Origin of the sequence: Streptomyces sp. SID5469 (assembly GCF_009862865.1) — a bacterium.
In the GTDB taxonomy this organism is placed as follows: domain Bacteria; phylum Actinomycetota; class Actinomycetes; order Streptomycetales; family Streptomycetaceae; genus Streptomyces; species Streptomyces avermitilis.
Genome location: NZ_WWIN01000001.1, coordinates 4536510 through 4551836, shown reverse-complemented (window position 1 = coordinate 4551836; position 15327 = coordinate 4536510). Strand labels below are relative to the sequence as shown.

The window sequence follows — 15327 nt, the reverse complement described above, 5'->3', positions numbered from 1 at the left end:
TCGCGTTAGGACAGCAAGGACAGCGATGCCCCCCAACACCACCGCCTCTTCCGGTGAGCAGCCCGGCAAGTCCGGCAGGAAGAAGGGGCGCAAAGCCCGTTTGCTCGTGATCGTCCTGGTTCTGGCCATCATCGGAGGCATCGGCTTCGGTGCGTACTGGAGCATCAGTACGGTCCGCGCCTCGTTCCCGCAGACCAAGGGCTCGATCACCCTCGACGGCCTGGCCGGGCCGGTCGACGTGAAGCGCGACGGCTACGGCATCCCGCAGATCTACGCCTCGTCCGACGCGGACCTGTTCATGGCGCAGGGCTACGTCCAGGCGCAGGACCGGTTCTACGAGATGGACGTGCGCCGCCACATGACCTCGGGGCGCCTGTCGGAGATGTTCGGCAAGGGGCAGGTCAAGAAGGACGAGTTCCTGCGCACCCTGGGCTGGGACCGGGTGGCGAAGAAGGAGTACGACACCAAGCTGTCGGCCGCCACGAAGAAGTACCTCCGGGCGTACGCCAAGGGAGTCAATGCCTACCTCGAGGGCAAGGACGGCAAGGACATCTCCCTGGAGTACGCCGCCCTTGGTTTCACCAACGACTACCAGCCCCAGAAGTGGACCCCGGTCGACTCGGTCTCCTGGCTCAAGGCGATGGCCTGGGACCTGCGCGGCAACATGCAGGAAGAGATCGACCGCTCCCTGATGACCAGCCGCCTGGGCCCCAAGCAGATCGCTGACCTGTACCCGGACTACCCGTACAGCCGTAACAAGACGATCGTCCAGGAGGGCCAGTACAACGAGCTCACCAAGGCGTTCGAGCAGGGTGGCTCCACGGGCACGCAGTCCACGACCGGGGGGACGTCGACCGGGACCTCGGGGACCTCGGGGACCTCGGGGACCACGGGCTCGACCTCGGCCTCGGGGACTTCCACGTCGGCCTCGGACCCCTCGGCCCTGGAGAGCCAGCTGACGGGCCTCTACAAGCTCCTGGACGACGTCCCCACCGCCGTCGGCGTGAACGGCAACGGCATCGGCTCCAACTCCTGGGTCGTCTCCGGCGACCACACCATCACCGGCAAGCCGCTGCTGGCCAACGACCCGCACCTGTCGGCCTCGCTGCCGTCGGTCTGGTACCAGATGGGCCTGCACTGCCGCAGCGTCTCCAGCAAGTGCCAGTACGACGTCTCCGGCTACACCTTCGCGGGCATGCCCGGCGTGGTCATCGGCCACAACCAGGCCATCGCCTGGGGCATGACCAACTCCGGGGTCGACGTCACCGACCTCTACCTGGAGAAGCTCAGCGGCGACGGCTACCTGTACGACGACAAGGTGCTGCCGTTCACGTCCCACGACGAGACCATCAAGGTCGCGGGCGGCAGGAGCAAGACGATCGTCGTCCGCGAGACCAACAACGGACCCCTGCTGTCCGACCGCAACGACGAACTCGTCAAGGTCGGCAAGAAGGCCACCGTCGACACGGCGGCGCCCGACCGCGGCGACGGCTACGGCATCGCGCTGAAGTGGACCGCCCTGGCGCCGGGCAACTCCATGGACGCCGTTTTCGAGCTGGACAAGGCGGCGAACTGGTCGGAGTTCCGCAAGGCGGCCGCGTCCTTCGACGTGCCCTCGCAGAACCTGGTCTACGCCGACAAGGACAACATCGGCTACCAGCTGCCCGGCAAGATCCCCACGCGCGCGAAGGGTGACGACGGCTCGCTCCCGGTGCCCGGCTGGGACTCCAAGTACCAGTGGACCGGCTACATCGAGCAGGACGAGCTGCCCTACGAGTACAACCCGGACCGCGGCTACATCGTCACCGCCAACCAGGCCGTCGTCGACAAGGACAAGTACCCCTACACGCTCACCACGGACTGGGGCTACGGCTCCCGCAGCCAGCGGATCGCCGATCTCATCGAGTCGAAGATCAAGGGCGGCGGCAAGATCTCGACCGACGACATGCGCCAGATGCAGCTCGACAACAGCAGCGAGATCGCCAAGCTCCTGGTGCCCAAGCTGCTCAAGCTCGATGTCGCCGACAAGCATGTGCGTGAGGCGCAGAAGCTCCTCGAGGGCTGGGACTACACCCAGGACGCCGACTCGGCGGCGGCCGCGTACTTCAACGCGGTGTGGCGCAACGTCCTCAAGCTCGCCTTCGGCAACAAGCTGCCCAAGGAGCTGCGGGTCCAGGGCCAGTGCCTGTACGTCGATCCGGCCGAAAGCACCGGTCCCGCGGACCAGGACCAGAAGGTGCGCGAGTGCGGCCAGCGCGACGCGGACCAGGCACAGCCGGACGGCGGAGACCGCTGGTTCGAGGTGGTCCGCTCCCTCATGGACGACGAGAACAACGACTGGTGGACGTCGCCCAAGTCGCGCACCGACGAGGCGACCGACACGCGTGACGAGCTGTTCGCACGGGCGATGAAGGACGCCCGCTGGGAGCTGACCGCCAAGCTCGGCAAGAACATGGACACCTGGAGCTGGGGCCGGCTGCACCGCCTGTTCCTGAAGAACCAGACCCTCGGCACCGAAGGTCCGGACGTCGTGAAGTACGTGCTCAACCGCGGCCCCTGGAAGCTCAGCGGCGGCGAGGCGACGGTCAACGCGTCCGGCTGGAACGCGGCGGGCGGCTACGGCGTCGTCTGGGTGCCGTCCATGCGCATGGTGGTCAACCTCGGGGACCTCGACAAGTCCAAGTGGATCAACCTGTCCGGCGCCTCGGGACACGCCTTCAGCGCCCACTACACCGACCAGACGGACAAGTGGGCCAAGGGCGAGCTGCTGCCGTGGGCCTTCTCCGAGAAGGCGGTCGACGGGAGCACGAGCGACTCGCTGGTACTGAAGCCGTGAGGCACCGGCCATGAGCCACTGAAATGGCCCTCCACGCACGCGTGGAGGGCCATTTCGCGTCCATGCGCTTCAGGACGCGGCCCGAAAGCGGCGCACCCCCGACGGCGTCACCGCCGCGTGCACCGGCCGGTCGTGCGGCTCCTCCGGTACGCGGTCCACGACCTCCGTGTCGTACAGCAGCACCACCAGGGCCGGATCCACGCCCGCGCGCTCCAGGCGGGCCAGTACCCGGTCGTACGAGCCCCCGCCGCGGCCCAGGCGCATCCCCCGGGAGTCCACCGCGAGGCCGGGCAGCAGGACGGCGTCGGCGCCGAGCACGGCAGACGGGCCCAGCCGGGTGCCCGCCGGCTCCAGGAGGGCCATCTTCCCGCCGTGCCGGACGCGGGCGAGTGAGCCCTGTCCGGCGTACGCACCCCAGTCGAGATCGTTGTCCGCCAGGAGGACCGGCAGCAGCACGCGCACCCCGCGCGCGTGCAGCGCGTCCAGGAGCGCGAGGGTGCCCGGCTCGCTCCCCACGGAGACGTACGCCGCCACCGTGCGCGCGTGCGCCAGCTCCGGCAGTTCCAGGGCCCGGGCCGCGAGAGCGGACGCCGTTTCCCGCACGTCATCCGCCGTCAACCGGCTTCTCACCACAAGGAACTCTCGCCGCAACATTCGCTTGTCAGGATCAGAGCCGGGCCTCAGGTGACTCACAGGTTTCTCCCGTATCCTTTCTAATGCGCTCATATGAGAGTGAATTAATCGGACCCACAGATTCCGCACATAGCCACCGGATATGGTGGCGGGCATGACTGAGTCGCATCCCAGGATCACCAAGGCTGTCATCCCCGCAGCGGGCCTCGGCACACGCTTCCTGCCGGCCACCAAAGCCACTCCCAAGGAGATGCTTCCGGTCGTCGACAAGCCGGCGATCCAGTATGTGGTGGAAGAGGCCGTGTCCGCGGGTCTCGACGACGTCCTGATGATCACCGGCCGCAACAAGCGCCCCCTCGAGGACCACTTCGACCGCAACTACGAGCTCGAGTCGGCTCTGCAGAAGAAGGGCGACGCCAGCCGGCTCGCCAAGGTCCAGGAGTCCAGCGACCTCGCGACCATGCACTACGTGCGCCAGGGCGACCCGAAGGGCCTCGGCCACGCCGTCCTGTGTGCCGCACCGCACGTCGGCCGCGAGCCCTTCGCCGTGCTCCTCGGCGACGACCTGATCGACCCCCGCGACCCGTTGCTGGCCCGCATGGTCGAGGTCCAGGAACAGCGCGGCGGCAGCGTCATCGCGCTCATGGAGGTCGCGCCCGAGCAGATCCACCTCTACGGCTGCGCGGCCGTGGAGGCCACCGACGAGGGCGACCTGGTCAAGGTGACGGACCTGGTCGAGAAGCCGGACCCGGCGGATGCCCCCAGCAACTACGCGATCATCGGACGTTACGTCCTCGACCCGCACATCTTCGACATACTGCGCAAGACCGAGCCGGGCCGCGGGGGCGAGATCCAGATCACCGACGCCCTCCAGCAGCTCGCCGCCGACGAGAAGGTCGGCGGCCCGGTGCACGGCGTCGTCTTCAAGGGCCGCCGCTATGACACCGGCGACCGCGGCGACTATCTGCGTGCCATTGTCAGACTCGCATGCGAACGTGAAGACCTGGGGCCGGAGTTCCGGACCTGGCTTCGCAGTTACGTAGCCGAGGAGATGTAGCGATTTGAGCAGCGCCGCGACCCGTGCCACCGGCCAGGACCACCTCTGGTCGGTGACCGAACACCTGGAGGACATCCTCGCCACCGTCCGTCCCCTCGAACCCATCGAGCTGCAACTCCTCGACGCCCAGGGCTGCGTCCTGGTCGAGGACGTCACGGTGCCGGTCTCCCTGCCGCCGTTCGACAACAGCTCGATGGACGGGTACGCGGTGCGGGTGGCCGATGTCGCGGGCGCGAGCGAGGGGTTCCCGGCCGTCCTGACGGTCGTGGGCGATGTCGCGGCGGGCCAAGCCGACCTGCTCCACGTGGGCCCCGGCCAGGCCGCCAGGATCATGACCGGCGCCCCGCTGCCGCCCGGCGCCGAGGCCGTCGTCCCCGTGGAGTGGACCGACGGCGGGCTGGGCGAAGGCCCGGTCTCCGGGATGCGCGCCCACAGCGCGGCCCCCGAGGGCGCCTCGGGTCAGGTGTCCGTCCACCGCCCGGCCGAGGCCCGCGCACACGTGCGCGCGCTGGGCAGCGACGTCCGGGCCGGCGACCGCGCCCTGGCCGCCGGTACGGTCCTCGGCCCGCCGCAGATCGCCCTGCTCGCCGCCATCGGCCGCGGCACCGTGCGTGTGCGCCCGCGCCCGCGCGTGGTCGTCCTGTCCACCGGCAGCGAACTCGTCCAGCCCGACGAGAAACTGGGCAGCGGCCAGATCTACGACTCCAACAGCTTCGCCCTCACCGCCGCCGCGCGGGACGCCGGAGCCATCGCCTACCGGGTGGGAGCGGTCGCCGACGACGCCGAGACGCTCCGCTCCACCATCGAGGACCAGCTCGTCCGCGCCGACCTCATGGTCACGACGGGCGGGGTGAGCGTAGGGGCGTACGACGTCGTCAAGGAGGCTCTCTCCACCGTCGGCGACGAGGACGAGGCGGGCAGCGGCGTCGAGTTCCGCACGCTCGCCATGCAGCCGGGAAAGCCCCAGGGCTTCGGCTCCGTCGGGCCCGACCACACCCCGCTGCTCGCGCTCCCGGGCAACCCGGTCTCCTCGTATGTCTCCTTCGAGCTGTTCGTCCGCCCCGCGATCCGCACCCTGATGGGCCTGGAGGACGTGCACCGGCCCACCACCAGGGCCGTTCTCCGTACGGACAAGGCGCTGACCTCGCCCGCGGGCCGCCGGCAGTTCCTGAGAGGGACGTACGCGGACGGCGAGGTGACCCCGGTGGGCGGCGCCGGATCCCATCTGATCGCGGCCCTCGCGCAGGCGGACGCGCTGATCGTGGTCCCCGAGGACGACACCTCGGTCGAGCCCGGCACCGAGGTCGAGGTGGTCCTGCTCGGCTGAGGACCCCGGGTTGGCGGTACCGTGTCGCGCACAACAGGCCACGCGCCGCACCGCGACGGGCCCTGACCGGGAGCGCCACACCACATGACTGTTCCATCCCGGGGGGAGACCCCCGGACCCCCTGCGCAGGACCGGCTGACGCACATCGACGAGGCGGGCGCCGCCCGCATGGTCGACGTGTCCGGGAAGGACGTGACCGCGCGCACCGCCCGCGCCAGCGGCCGCGTCCTCGTCTCACCGCGCGTCGTCGAACTGCTGCGCGGCGAGGGAGTCCCCAAGGGGGACGCCCTCGCCACCGCGCGCATCGCGGGGATCATGGGCGCCAAGCGCACCCCGGACCTCATCCCGCTGTGCCACCCGTTGTCGGTGTCGGGTGTCAAGCTTGATCTGTCGGTCGCGGACGACGCCGTGGAGATCCTGGCCACCGTGAAGACGACGGATCGCACGGGCGTCGAGATGGAGGCCCTGACCGCGGTCTCCGTCGCCGCGCTCACCGTGATCGACATGGTCAAGGCGGTCGACAAGGGGGCGGTCATCACGGACGTACGCGTGGAGGAGAAGACGGGCGGCAAGTCGGGCGACTGGAGCAGGTCATGACGCGGCCCGCCGAGCCGTCGATCGGCGGTGCACTGACCGCCTCGTACAGCGCCCTGGTCGTCACGGCCTCCAACCGTGCGGCGGCGGGGGTGTACGAGGACAAGGGCGGGCCCCTGATCGCGGAGGGGCTCGCGACGTTCGGCTTCGCGGTCGACGGGCCGTGGGTGGTGCCGGACGGCGATCCGGTCGAGGAGACGCTGCGCAGCGGCGTCGCGGCCGGGTACGACGTCATCGTGACCACCGGCGGCACCGGGATCTCGCCCACCGACCGCACGCCCGAGGCGACGCGCGCGGTGCTCGATCACGAGGTGCCGGGCATTCCTGAGGCCATCCGGGCGTTCGGACGGGAGAAGGTGCCGACCGCCGCGCTGTCCCGGGGACTGGCCGGAGTGGCGGGAGGCACGCTGATCGTGAACCTGCCGGGATCCACCGGCGGAGTGAAGGACGGACTGGCCGTCCTGGAACCCCTGTTGGTCCACGCCGTCGACCAGATTCGCGGCGGTGACCACCCCAGACCCAGTGGGGGTGCGAGCTGAACAGCCCATCGTGGCCCGTCGAGCTTCGGGACGGCGATCTCGTCCTGAGGCCGATAAAGCTGCGCGACCAGCGGGCCTGGCGCGAGGTCAACCGGCGCAACCGGGACTGGCTGCGACCGTGGGAGGCGACCATCCCGCCGCCCACGCCCAGCGGCCCGATAGCGCACCGGCCGACCTACCGCCAGATGGTCCGCCATCTGCGCGCGGAGGCCGCCGCGGGCCGGATGCTGCCCTTCGTCATCGAGTACCAGGGCCGGCTCGTCGGGCAGTTGACGGTCGCCGGGATCACCTGGGGCTCGATGTGCTCGGGGCACGTCGGCTACTGGGTGGACGAAGCGGTCGCGGGCCGCGGGGTGATGCCGACGGCCGTCGGGCTCGTGGTCGACCACTGCTTCCGGACCGTGGGCCTGCACCGCATCGAGGTCTGCATTCGCCCGGAGAACGGGCCCAGCCGCCGGGTGGTGGAGAAACTCGGATTCCGTTCGGAGGGGCTGCGTCCGCGTTATCTCCACATCGACGGCGCCTGGCGCGACCACCTCGTCTTCGCGCTCACCGCCGAGGAAGTGCCGGAGGGGCTCCTCGCCCGGTGGCGAAGGGCGCGTGAGCAGCAGGCACGCCGACAGGACCCCAGCAAGCCGGGCAACGCCAGCAAATGAAATGTATGTTCGAAAATGATCGCTCGGCGATCGACTTGAGTCGGTCTCGGGTCATTGAATTCGCGGTCCCGGCGGCCTGCTGATCGCATCGGTCACAAAAAAAGCTCGAAATATCAGCCAGATCGTGCGACACACCGGCGCAATTGGCAGATGGCCTCATGCAAACCCCTCTACCGTGTGAGGCGTGAGCAGCAGCGGCCTCATCTACGCAGTCATCGTCGGGGCCTGGGCCGCCTACTTGGTGCCGATGTGGCTCCGTAGGCAGGACGAGCTGAACGAGGCCCGTCCGACGGAACGCTTCAGCACCGCCATCCGGCTGCTGTCCGGACGGGCGGGCATGGAGCGCCGATACGCCAAGGACCTGCAGGCGCGCTCCGCCGAGGAGGGGGAGCCCAGCGCCGACCCGGACGCCGTCACCGACTCGGTGGACGTCCGGGCCTTCGCCATGCCGCCGACCAGGCCGCGGGTGCAGACCCGGGTCGATCCGGCGGCCCCGGCGGAGCCCCCGTCGGCAGGAGCTTCCGTACCGGCTCCCGCGTCCGGCCACAGGCCGGCGTCGAAGTCGGTCCCGAGTCCCCAGGCGCACGCACAGGCACAGGCGCACGCACAGGAACAGGCACAGGCCCACGCACAGGCGCAGGCCCGGTCGGGGGCAGGCGCGGGAGCGCAGTCGCCGTCCGTGCCGCCCTCCCAGGCCGTGCCGCAACAGACGGCCAGGTCCGCGTCGGCCGCGCGGCGGGCGGCCTCGGCGGAGGCCGCCGCGCGGGCCCGGCGCTCGAAGGTGCTGGCGCGCCGGCGGCGTACGACCATGATGCTGTTCCTCGCCTTCACGCTCGGCGCGATCGTCGCCGCGGTCGGCGGCCTCGCGTTCCTGTGGGCGCCCGGGGTGCCGGCGGTGCTGCTGAGCGGGTACATCGCGTATCTGCGGGCGCAGGAGCGCAAGCGGTTCACGTACACGATGGACCGGCGGCGGGCGGAGCTGGCGGCGCAGCGGTTGCGGGAGCGGCAGCCGCGTCGGCGGGCGTCCGTCGAGGCGGACGGCGACGAGCCGGAGGACGGACCAGAGCCGCAGAGCGACCCCGGTCTGTCCGCGCTCGCGGCGGACCGCCGGGCGCTCGTCGAGCAGACCGACCACGCGGAGTGGGTCGACCAGCAGCGCGAGCGGCAGCGCCGGCCGGGCCACGGCGACAGCTGGGACCCGGTGCCGGTGCCGCTGCCGACGTATGTCACCGCGCCGGTCGCTCCGCGGGCCACGCCGAGCGTGGATCTCGGGGCGCCGGACGCGTGGAGTTCGGCACGGTCGTCCAGTGCGGTGGAGCCCGGGGCGGCGGCGCGGGAGCGCGAGCCGGGTCCGGGCACCGATGCGGGGTCCGCGCCAGGTGATCCCGGCGCGGAGGAACAGGCGGACGCCGCGGACGACGGGCGCAGCGACGCCCGCCGTGCGGCCTCCGCCCGTCGGGCCCGGGAGCGTGGGCGTACGCCGCTCTTCGACCAGTACGAGGACGGGGAACGGCCGCGCGCGGCCAACGAGTGAGCCTCCGTTCCGCCGGGGACCGACCCGTCGTGACGCCGCATCGGTCCCCCTTCGCTGACCAGCCAGGAACGGATTTCCAAGCACCCGGATCGGGATGCTAGAGTTTCACTCGTTGCAAGGGCCTGTGGCGCAGTCTGGTAGCGCACCTCGTTCGCATCGAGGGGGTCTGGGGTTCAAATCCCCACAGGTCCACCGCAACAACCGCTCCTGAGTCTCAACTCGGGGATGGTTGACGAGATCCCGTCCAGCTCATGGAGCTGGGCGGGATCTCGTGTTTTTGGCGCTTCGTGCGCAAGTCCGGGTTCGCGTGCGGGTCCAGGAGCGATCGGTGTCCTGTGCGGGGCCGTTGAGGCGTTCGCCGTGGGTGCGGAACGAACGCGCACCGCTTCGGCCGTGACGCCGCCCTGGGGCAGGGCTGGTGTCTTTGTTGGCATCATGCTGCAGTGCTTCTCGGCCACCGGGCCCCTGGGTGCCGGCGAGCGTGGGGCGATGGTTCCCGGCCAGTTCCGCCGACGGGCGTTCCCGAGTGCGCAGTCCTGGGCGAGAGGCCCTGCTCAGCGGCGTCCCCGTGCTTCGCGAGTGCCGCGCGGCGGAAAAGCGGCGCGGGCCCTTCCGCTGTCAGCACCTTGCCAGCGCAACTCCCTGCATTCATTTTCCCTGGTGAGTGGCCTGCCCTCTCGGCAAGAATTCAGACATCGGACGGCGGGGAGCCGGCCGGAGAAACGCAGGGGAATTTAAAATTCCGAGGGGGAATAGTTTTATGAGCAAGGATCTGCTGCGCGCCGTTGTCGTCACGCTGGCAATTGCCGCCACCGCCGCCATGGGCACGGCGAGTGCGTCGGCCGCCAATGCGCACACGGTCGTCGCGGCCGCAGAGTCGGGGGATCCGATTTGGGGGACCTCGCCCGCGGATGACGAGGGAGACCCGATCTGGGGCTGATTTTCAGCCACTCATGACCGAAAAGGACCCGCTCCTCCGGAGCGGGTCCTTCGTTGCTGCCCACTTCACCCACATCTTCGTTGCGGAATCGTTTCGGCCTCCACATAATGACCAGGCGGCTTGTAGGCGCGTCACGGGGGTGAGGGAGCGTCATGCTGGAACCGCTGGGGCTGGGCGCTCATGCGGCCGAGGTCTACCGGGCCATGCTCAAGCGGCCGGATTTCGGCGTGGAAGATCTGGTCACCTCGCTGGGCTGGGAGCAGGATCTGGTCCGCTCCGCGCTCGACGAGTGTGTCCGTCTCTCGCTGATCAAACCTTCGTGGGACGCGCCCGGAGGGCTGCGGGCGGTGAGTCCGGAGATCGGGCTGCAAGCGCTTCTCGCGCGGCAGGAAAGTGAATTCCTGGAGCGCCAGCAGCGCATCGCCGAGTCGCGGATAGAAGTGGCCCGCTTCGTCGACGAGTACACCGCGGCCCAGCAGAAACTGCGCAGCACCGTCGTCGAACGTCTCGTGGGAATAGACGACATCCGCTCCCGCATAGAGGAATTCACGCAGGAATGCGGCACGGAGCTGCTGACCTTTGCGACCGGAGGCCCGCAGTCCGAAGCCAGCCGGCAGGCCAGCCGCCCGCTCTGTGAGGATCTGGCCAAGCGGGGCGTGGTCATGCGGAGTATTTATCTGGACAGCGTCCACAACGACCCCGCGACGGTGGAACATCTGCGGTGGCTGCACCTCCACGGCGACCAGGTGAGAACCACCGCCTCGCTGCCGTCCCGGATGCTGCTGTTCGACCGCACCCACGCCGTACTGCCCATCGACCCCGACGCCTCGGCGGCCGGGGCGCTCGTCCTGCGCGGCGCGGGCGTCATCGCCACCCTCGGCGATCTCTTCGACCGGGTCTGGGAGTCCGCCATCCCGTTCAGCGGCGGCCGGCCGCAGCCCCGGGACCGCGGGGAGGAGGAGCTGACGGGACAGGAGCAGGCCGTACTGCGGCTGCTCGGCGAAGGACTCACGGACGAGGTCGTCGCCCGCAAGCTCGGTGTCTCCGTGCGCACCGGGCGCCGTATCACCGCCGAACTCATGGGCCGGCTCGGCGCCCGCAGCCGCTTCCAGGCGGGGCTGCGGGCCGCTCAGCTCGGCTGGCTGACGGGATCCGACACCGTATAGGCCGCGTATAGCAGGCGAATCCACTCTCGACTCATCGAATGGATGGCGGAGTCACCGGACTCCGATACCGATCCCTCATTGGAGTCGAGATGCCCAACGCGAACGTGACGACCGGACTTGACGCTGCCCGCAAGCAGGAGATCAAGGAGATCGTCTGCGACATTCTCGAGATCGACGAGGACGAGGTCACCGAGACCAGCCTCTTCAAGGAGCAGCACGACGCGGACTCGCTCCGCGCCATCGAGATCCTCGCCGCCCTCGAGCGCACCCAGAAGGTCACCATCGACCAGGCCGAGCTCAGCCGCATGGTCAACCTGGAGGGCGTCTACGTCGTGGTGTCCGAAGCCGCACAGAACTGATCTGCCGTCCCGACCGTCAGATGGGTGAGCTTCGATGAACGCTTCGATCAACACAGACGCGCGCGGTCACGGCGGACCCGAGGACCCGCGCCCCGAGGCCGCCGGACGCCGGGTGGTCATCACCGGGCTCGGCGTGGTCACCAGCATCGGCATCGGTGTCGAGGCCTTCACCGCCGGCCTCCGTGCGGGACGCAGCGGCGTCAAGCCGATCACCGCGTTCGACACGACCGGGTTCGCCCACGCCAACGGCTGCGAGGTCACCGACTTCGAGCCGGAGCGCTGGCTCGACCGGCAGCACCCCGAGGAACTGGGCCGGGCGAGCCAGTTCGCGGTGGCCGCCGCCAGGATGGCGGTCGCGGACGCCGGTCTGCACGAGGAGGACGTGCGGGCCCGCCGGTCCCTGGTGTCCGTCGGCACCACGGACGGCGAGTCCCGCGACCTCGACCAACTCGTCGCCGCGGGCCTGGAGAACGGGCCCGAAGAGTACGAACCGGCCGTCGCCCGGCGCATCCCCGCCGGGCGCCTGTCCGCCGGCATCGTCCGCGAGCTGGAACTCGAGGACGTGGAGGCCGTCACGATCCCGACCGCGTGCGCGGCGGGCAACTACGCGGTCGGCTACGGCTACGACGCGCTGCGCAGCGGCGATGTCGACATCGCCCTGTGCGGCGGCGCCGACGCCGCCTGCCGCAAGACGTTCACCGGTTTCTACCGGCTCGGCACCATCGCCCCCGAGGTGTGCCGGCCCTTCGACAAGGACCGCGAGGGCATCCTCACCGGCGAGGGAGCGGGCATCCTCCTGATGGAGAGTCTCGACTCGGCGCTCGCCCGCGGTGCCCGGATCTACGCCGAGGTGCTCGGGTACGGGCTCGCCTGCGACGCGCTGCACCCCGTCGCCCCCGACCGGGACAGCATCGCGCGGACCATCCGGATCGCGCACCGCAACGCGGGCATCACCCCGGACCAGGTCGACTTCGTCTCCGCGCACGGCACCGGCACCAAGGCCAACGACATCACCGAGGCGGGCGCCATCCGCCAGGTGTTCGGCGAGGACGCCATGCCGCGCACCGTCTCCATCAAGTCGATGATCGGCCACAGCATGGGCGCGGCCAGCGCGGTCTCCGCGGCGGCCTGCGCGCTGGCGATCACCGAGGGCTTCATCCCGCCGACGGTCAACCACCGGGAGACCGACCCCGAGTGCGGTGTCGACTGCGTGCCCAACCAGGCGGTCGAGACGGAACTGTCCGTCGTGCAGAACAACGCCCTCGCCTTCGGCGGCAACAACGCCGTACTGATCCTCGGGGCCTACCGGAGCGCGGCATGAGCTGGATCGTGACCGGGATGGGCGCCGTCGCCAGCATCGGCGACAGCGTCGAGGAGATCTTCGGTTCGCTGGTCGAGGGCCGCAGCGGGCTCGCACCGCTGCGGGGCTACGACCGCGACAACTTCCGTGCGCAGGTCGCGTACGAGATCGACGACCGTCCTGCGCCGGGCGTCGACGAGCCGCTGCGGGCCACCCGCTGGCTGGAGCGGGCCGTCGCCGCGGCGGCGGCCGACGCCGGGCTCGGCGACGACCTGTCGCGGGTGCCGGTGCTCGTCGGCACCACCCTGCGCGAACTGCGCTCGGTGGAGCTGTCCTGGCGGGACGGCATCCCCTTCGACGCCGCCGATCTGCACTTCGGCACCATGCTGCGGCGCCGCTTCGGGGCCGTCGACACCCACACCGTCGCCAACGCCTGCTCGGCCTCGCTCTACGCCCTGGCCCTCGGCGCCGACCTGCTCGACCTCGGCGCGGCGGACACCGTCGTCGTCGCCGGGGTCGACACCATCACCGAGAGCACGTACGGGCTCCTCGACCGCTGCTACCCCGAAGCCCCCGACCGCGTACGGCCCTTCGACCGGGCCCGGCGCGGAATGCTCCAGGGCGAGGGCGCGGTGGCCGTGGTGCTGCGCAGGGAGGCCGACGGCCCGGGACCCGGTGCCCGTGTCCATACGCGGGTGCGGGGAGTCGCCGTCAACTGCGACGCCCATCACCCGTCGGCACCCGACGCCAAGAACATCGCCGCCGCCGTCCAGGAGGCGCATCTGCGGGCCGGCGTACGGCCGGCGGACATCGACCTGGTCATGCTGCACGGGACCGGGACCCCGCTGAACGACGAGGCCGAATCCACCGCGCTCGGCACGGTGTTCGGGGGCCTCGACCCCTCCCCGTACATGACCGCGATCAAGTCGATGACCGGGCACACCGCCGGGGCGTCGGGGCTGCACAGCCTGGTGGCGGCCGTCGACGTGCTGCGGACCGGGACCATCCCGCCGACCGTGTACCTCGACGACCCGGTCGAGGCCGTCGCGGGCTTCCGCCTGGTGCGGGGCACCGCCGAGCGGGCTTCGGCGCCGCTGCGGATCGCCCAGATCGACTCGTTCGGGTTCGGCGGGCTCAACGCGGTCGCGGTCGTGGAGCGGGTCGACGGCCCGCCGGCCTCCGAAGAAGGAGCGGGCCAGTGAGTACCGCGCGCACGGCGGACGTCGTGATCACCGGAATCGGTACGGCCGTACGGGGCCTCGACGGCCCGGCGGCCCTGTTCGGACCCCTGCCCGCCGGGCACCGGTCGGCGGCCGACCCCGTCTCCCGCCTCACCGGGCGCGGCCTGCGCTACAAGGACCGGGCCACCAAGCTCGCCATGGCCGCGGCCAAGGACGCGCTGCGCGCGGCCGAACTGGTCGACGCGGCCGGTGAGCTGACGGTGTCGGGGGAGGCCACCGGGGTCGTCGCCAGCACCAACTACGGCAACGCCGACACGGTCTGCGAGACCGTGCGGACGATCGCCGAATCGACCTATCTGGCGACCAGCCCGATGCTGCTGCCCGCCACCTCCAGCAACGTGGTCGCCTCCTGGCTGGCCATCACCCACGGGTTGCGCGGGGCCAATCTGACCCTGTGCAACGGGCCCACCTCCGGTCTCGACGCCGTCAACTGGGCCCGCCTGCTGATCGCGGCGGGCCGGGTCGAGCGGGTGCTCGTGGCCGGCGTCGAGCCGGACAACCCGGCGGTGCGCCATGTCACGGACGCCGCGGAGGCCTCGGACCATGAGGCGTACGGAGAGTTCGGCGCGCCGGTGCTCTTCGACGGAGCGGTGGCACTGGTCGTCGAGTCGCCCTCCTCGGCACACGCGAGGGGAGTGCGGCCGCTGGCCGCCATCGGCCCGTACGCCCGCCGGGGCGACCACGCGGAGGCCGTCGCCGAGGTCCGGGCGCTGCGTCCGGGGCCGGTCGGCCTGTGGTGCGTGCCCGAACACCCGGAGGGCGTACGCGCCCCCGCGCCGGCCCTCGGCGCGGCGGCCGGCTCCGCCCCCGTCCACGACCTGTCCGCACTGTTCGGTCCCTCGTCCGGTGCGCTCGGTGTGCTCCAGTGCGCCGCGGCCGCCGTCTGGCTGGACACCGGACCCGGGGACGGCGAGGTGGCGCTGGTCAGCGCGGGCACCGGCGACGCGGGCGGCGACGACGCGGGCGCGGCCCTGATCCTCACCGCACCCGGTGCCGTCGCGGCGGTCGCGGCGGCACCCCGGCCGGCGGGCGGCGTGCGATGAGCGGGCTGTCCGCCGGCTCCGGGCCGTCCGCCGCCACCCGGCCGCCCACCGCCTCCGTGCGGCTGCGGCGGGCCGCCCGGGACACCCGGGAACCGGTGCGGA

The 15327-nt window shown here is 70.9% G+C and carries 14 protein-coding genes and 1 tRNA gene; 14 read left to right on the top strand and 1 reads right to left on the bottom strand.

Going from position 1 to position 15327, the window contains the following annotated elements; translation table 11 throughout:
- Positions 1–25 precede the first annotated feature (25 nt).
- Positions 26–2836: a penicillin acylase family protein gene (locus tag GTY58_RS19185; RefSeq protein ID WP_010985106.1), complete on the top strand. Its 2811-nt coding sequence runs from the start codon at positions 26–28 to the stop codon at positions 2834–2836.
- Positions 2837–2905: 69 nt separating this feature from the next.
- Here the strand turns inward: GTY58_RS19185 and GTY58_RS19180 are convergent, their stop codons facing one another.
- Positions 2906–3490 carry a 5-formyltetrahydrofolate cyclo-ligase gene (locus GTY58_RS19180; RefSeq protein ID WP_042493270.1) on the bottom strand — a complete coding sequence of 195 codons (585 nt, stop codon included), beginning with the start codon at positions 3488–3490 and terminating at the stop codon, positions 2906–2908.
- Between the two features lie 133 nt (positions 3491–3623).
- Here GTY58_RS19180 and galU point away from each other — a divergent pair, with 133 nt between their 5' ends.
- The 13 genes from galU (at position 3624) to GTY58_RS19115 (ending at position 15225) form a co-directional block, all read left to right on the top strand.
- Positions 3624–4526 carry a UTP--glucose-1-phosphate uridylyltransferase GalU gene (gene galU, locus GTY58_RS19175; RefSeq protein WP_010985104.1) on the top strand — a complete coding sequence of 301 codons (903 nt, stop codon included), beginning with the start codon at positions 3624–3626 and terminating at the stop codon, positions 4524–4526.
- Between the two features lie 4 nt (positions 4527–4530).
- Positions 4531–5853, top strand: coding sequence for a gephyrin-like molybdotransferase Glp (glp, locus tag GTY58_RS19170; RefSeq protein WP_037644791.1), 1323 nt, complete (start codon positions 4531–4533; stop codon positions 5851–5853).
- Positions 5854–5937: 84 nt separating this feature from the next.
- A complete protein-coding gene (gene moaC / locus GTY58_RS19165; RefSeq protein ID WP_010985102.1) occupies positions 5938–6450 on the top strand; it encodes a cyclic pyranopterin monophosphate synthase MoaC in 513 nt (170 codons plus the stop codon).
- Positions 6447–6986 carry a MogA/MoaB family molybdenum cofactor biosynthesis protein gene (locus GTY58_RS19160; RefSeq protein WP_010985101.1) on the top strand — a complete coding sequence of 180 codons (540 nt, stop codon included), beginning with the start codon at positions 6447–6449 and terminating at the stop codon, positions 6984–6986. The genes moaC and GTY58_RS19160 overlap by 4 nt, the downstream gene beginning before the upstream one ends.
- Positions 6983–7642, top strand: coding sequence for a GNAT family protein (locus GTY58_RS19155; RefSeq protein ID WP_037644793.1), 660 nt, complete (start codon positions 6983–6985; stop codon positions 7640–7642). The genes GTY58_RS19160 and GTY58_RS19155 overlap by 4 nt, the downstream gene beginning before the upstream one ends.
- 184 nt (positions 7643–7826) lie before the next feature.
- Positions 7827–9176, top strand: coding sequence for a gephyrin-like molybdotransferase receptor GlpR (gene glpR, locus GTY58_RS19150; protein ID WP_010985099.1), 1350 nt, complete (start codon positions 7827–7829; stop codon positions 9174–9176).
- Positions 9177–9294: 118 nt separating this feature from the next.
- Positions 9295–9368, top strand: a tRNA-Ala gene (locus tag GTY58_RS19145).
- Positions 9369–9936: 568 nt separating this feature from the next.
- Positions 9937–10116: a hypothetical protein gene (locus GTY58_RS19140; RefSeq protein WP_037644796.1), complete on the top strand. Its 180-nt coding sequence runs from the start codon at positions 9937–9939 to the stop codon at positions 10114–10116.
- A 152-nt stretch (positions 10117–10268) separates the two neighbouring features.
- Positions 10269–11282 (top strand): LuxR C-terminal-related transcriptional regulator, encoded by a 1014-nt coding sequence (locus tag GTY58_RS19135; protein ID WP_010985098.1) that lies wholly within the window; start codon positions 10269–10271, stop codon positions 11280–11282.
- Positions 11283–11371: 89 nt separating this feature from the next.
- On the top strand, positions 11372–11641 hold the full coding sequence (locus GTY58_RS19130) for an acyl carrier protein (protein WP_042493265.1): 270 nt from the start codon (positions 11372–11374) through the stop codon (positions 11639–11641).
- 34 nt (positions 11642–11675) lie between these two features.
- Complete coding sequence (locus tag GTY58_RS19125; protein WP_010985096.1) at positions 11676–12962, top strand: beta-ketoacyl-[acyl-carrier-protein] synthase family protein; 1287 nt, start codon at positions 11676–11678, stop codon at positions 12960–12962.
- On the top strand, positions 12959–14143 hold the full coding sequence (locus GTY58_RS19120) for a beta-ketoacyl synthase N-terminal-like domain-containing protein (RefSeq protein WP_042493262.1): 1185 nt from the start codon (positions 12959–12961) through the stop codon (positions 14141–14143). Before GTY58_RS19125 ends, GTY58_RS19120 begins: the two co-directional genes overlap by 4 nt.
- On the top strand, positions 14140–15225 hold the full coding sequence (locus tag GTY58_RS19115) for a beta-ketoacyl synthase N-terminal-like domain-containing protein (protein WP_010985094.1): 1086 nt from the start codon (positions 14140–14142) through the stop codon (positions 15223–15225). The genes GTY58_RS19120 and GTY58_RS19115 overlap by 4 nt, the downstream gene beginning before the upstream one ends.
- Positions 15226–15327: the final 102 nt, after the last annotated feature.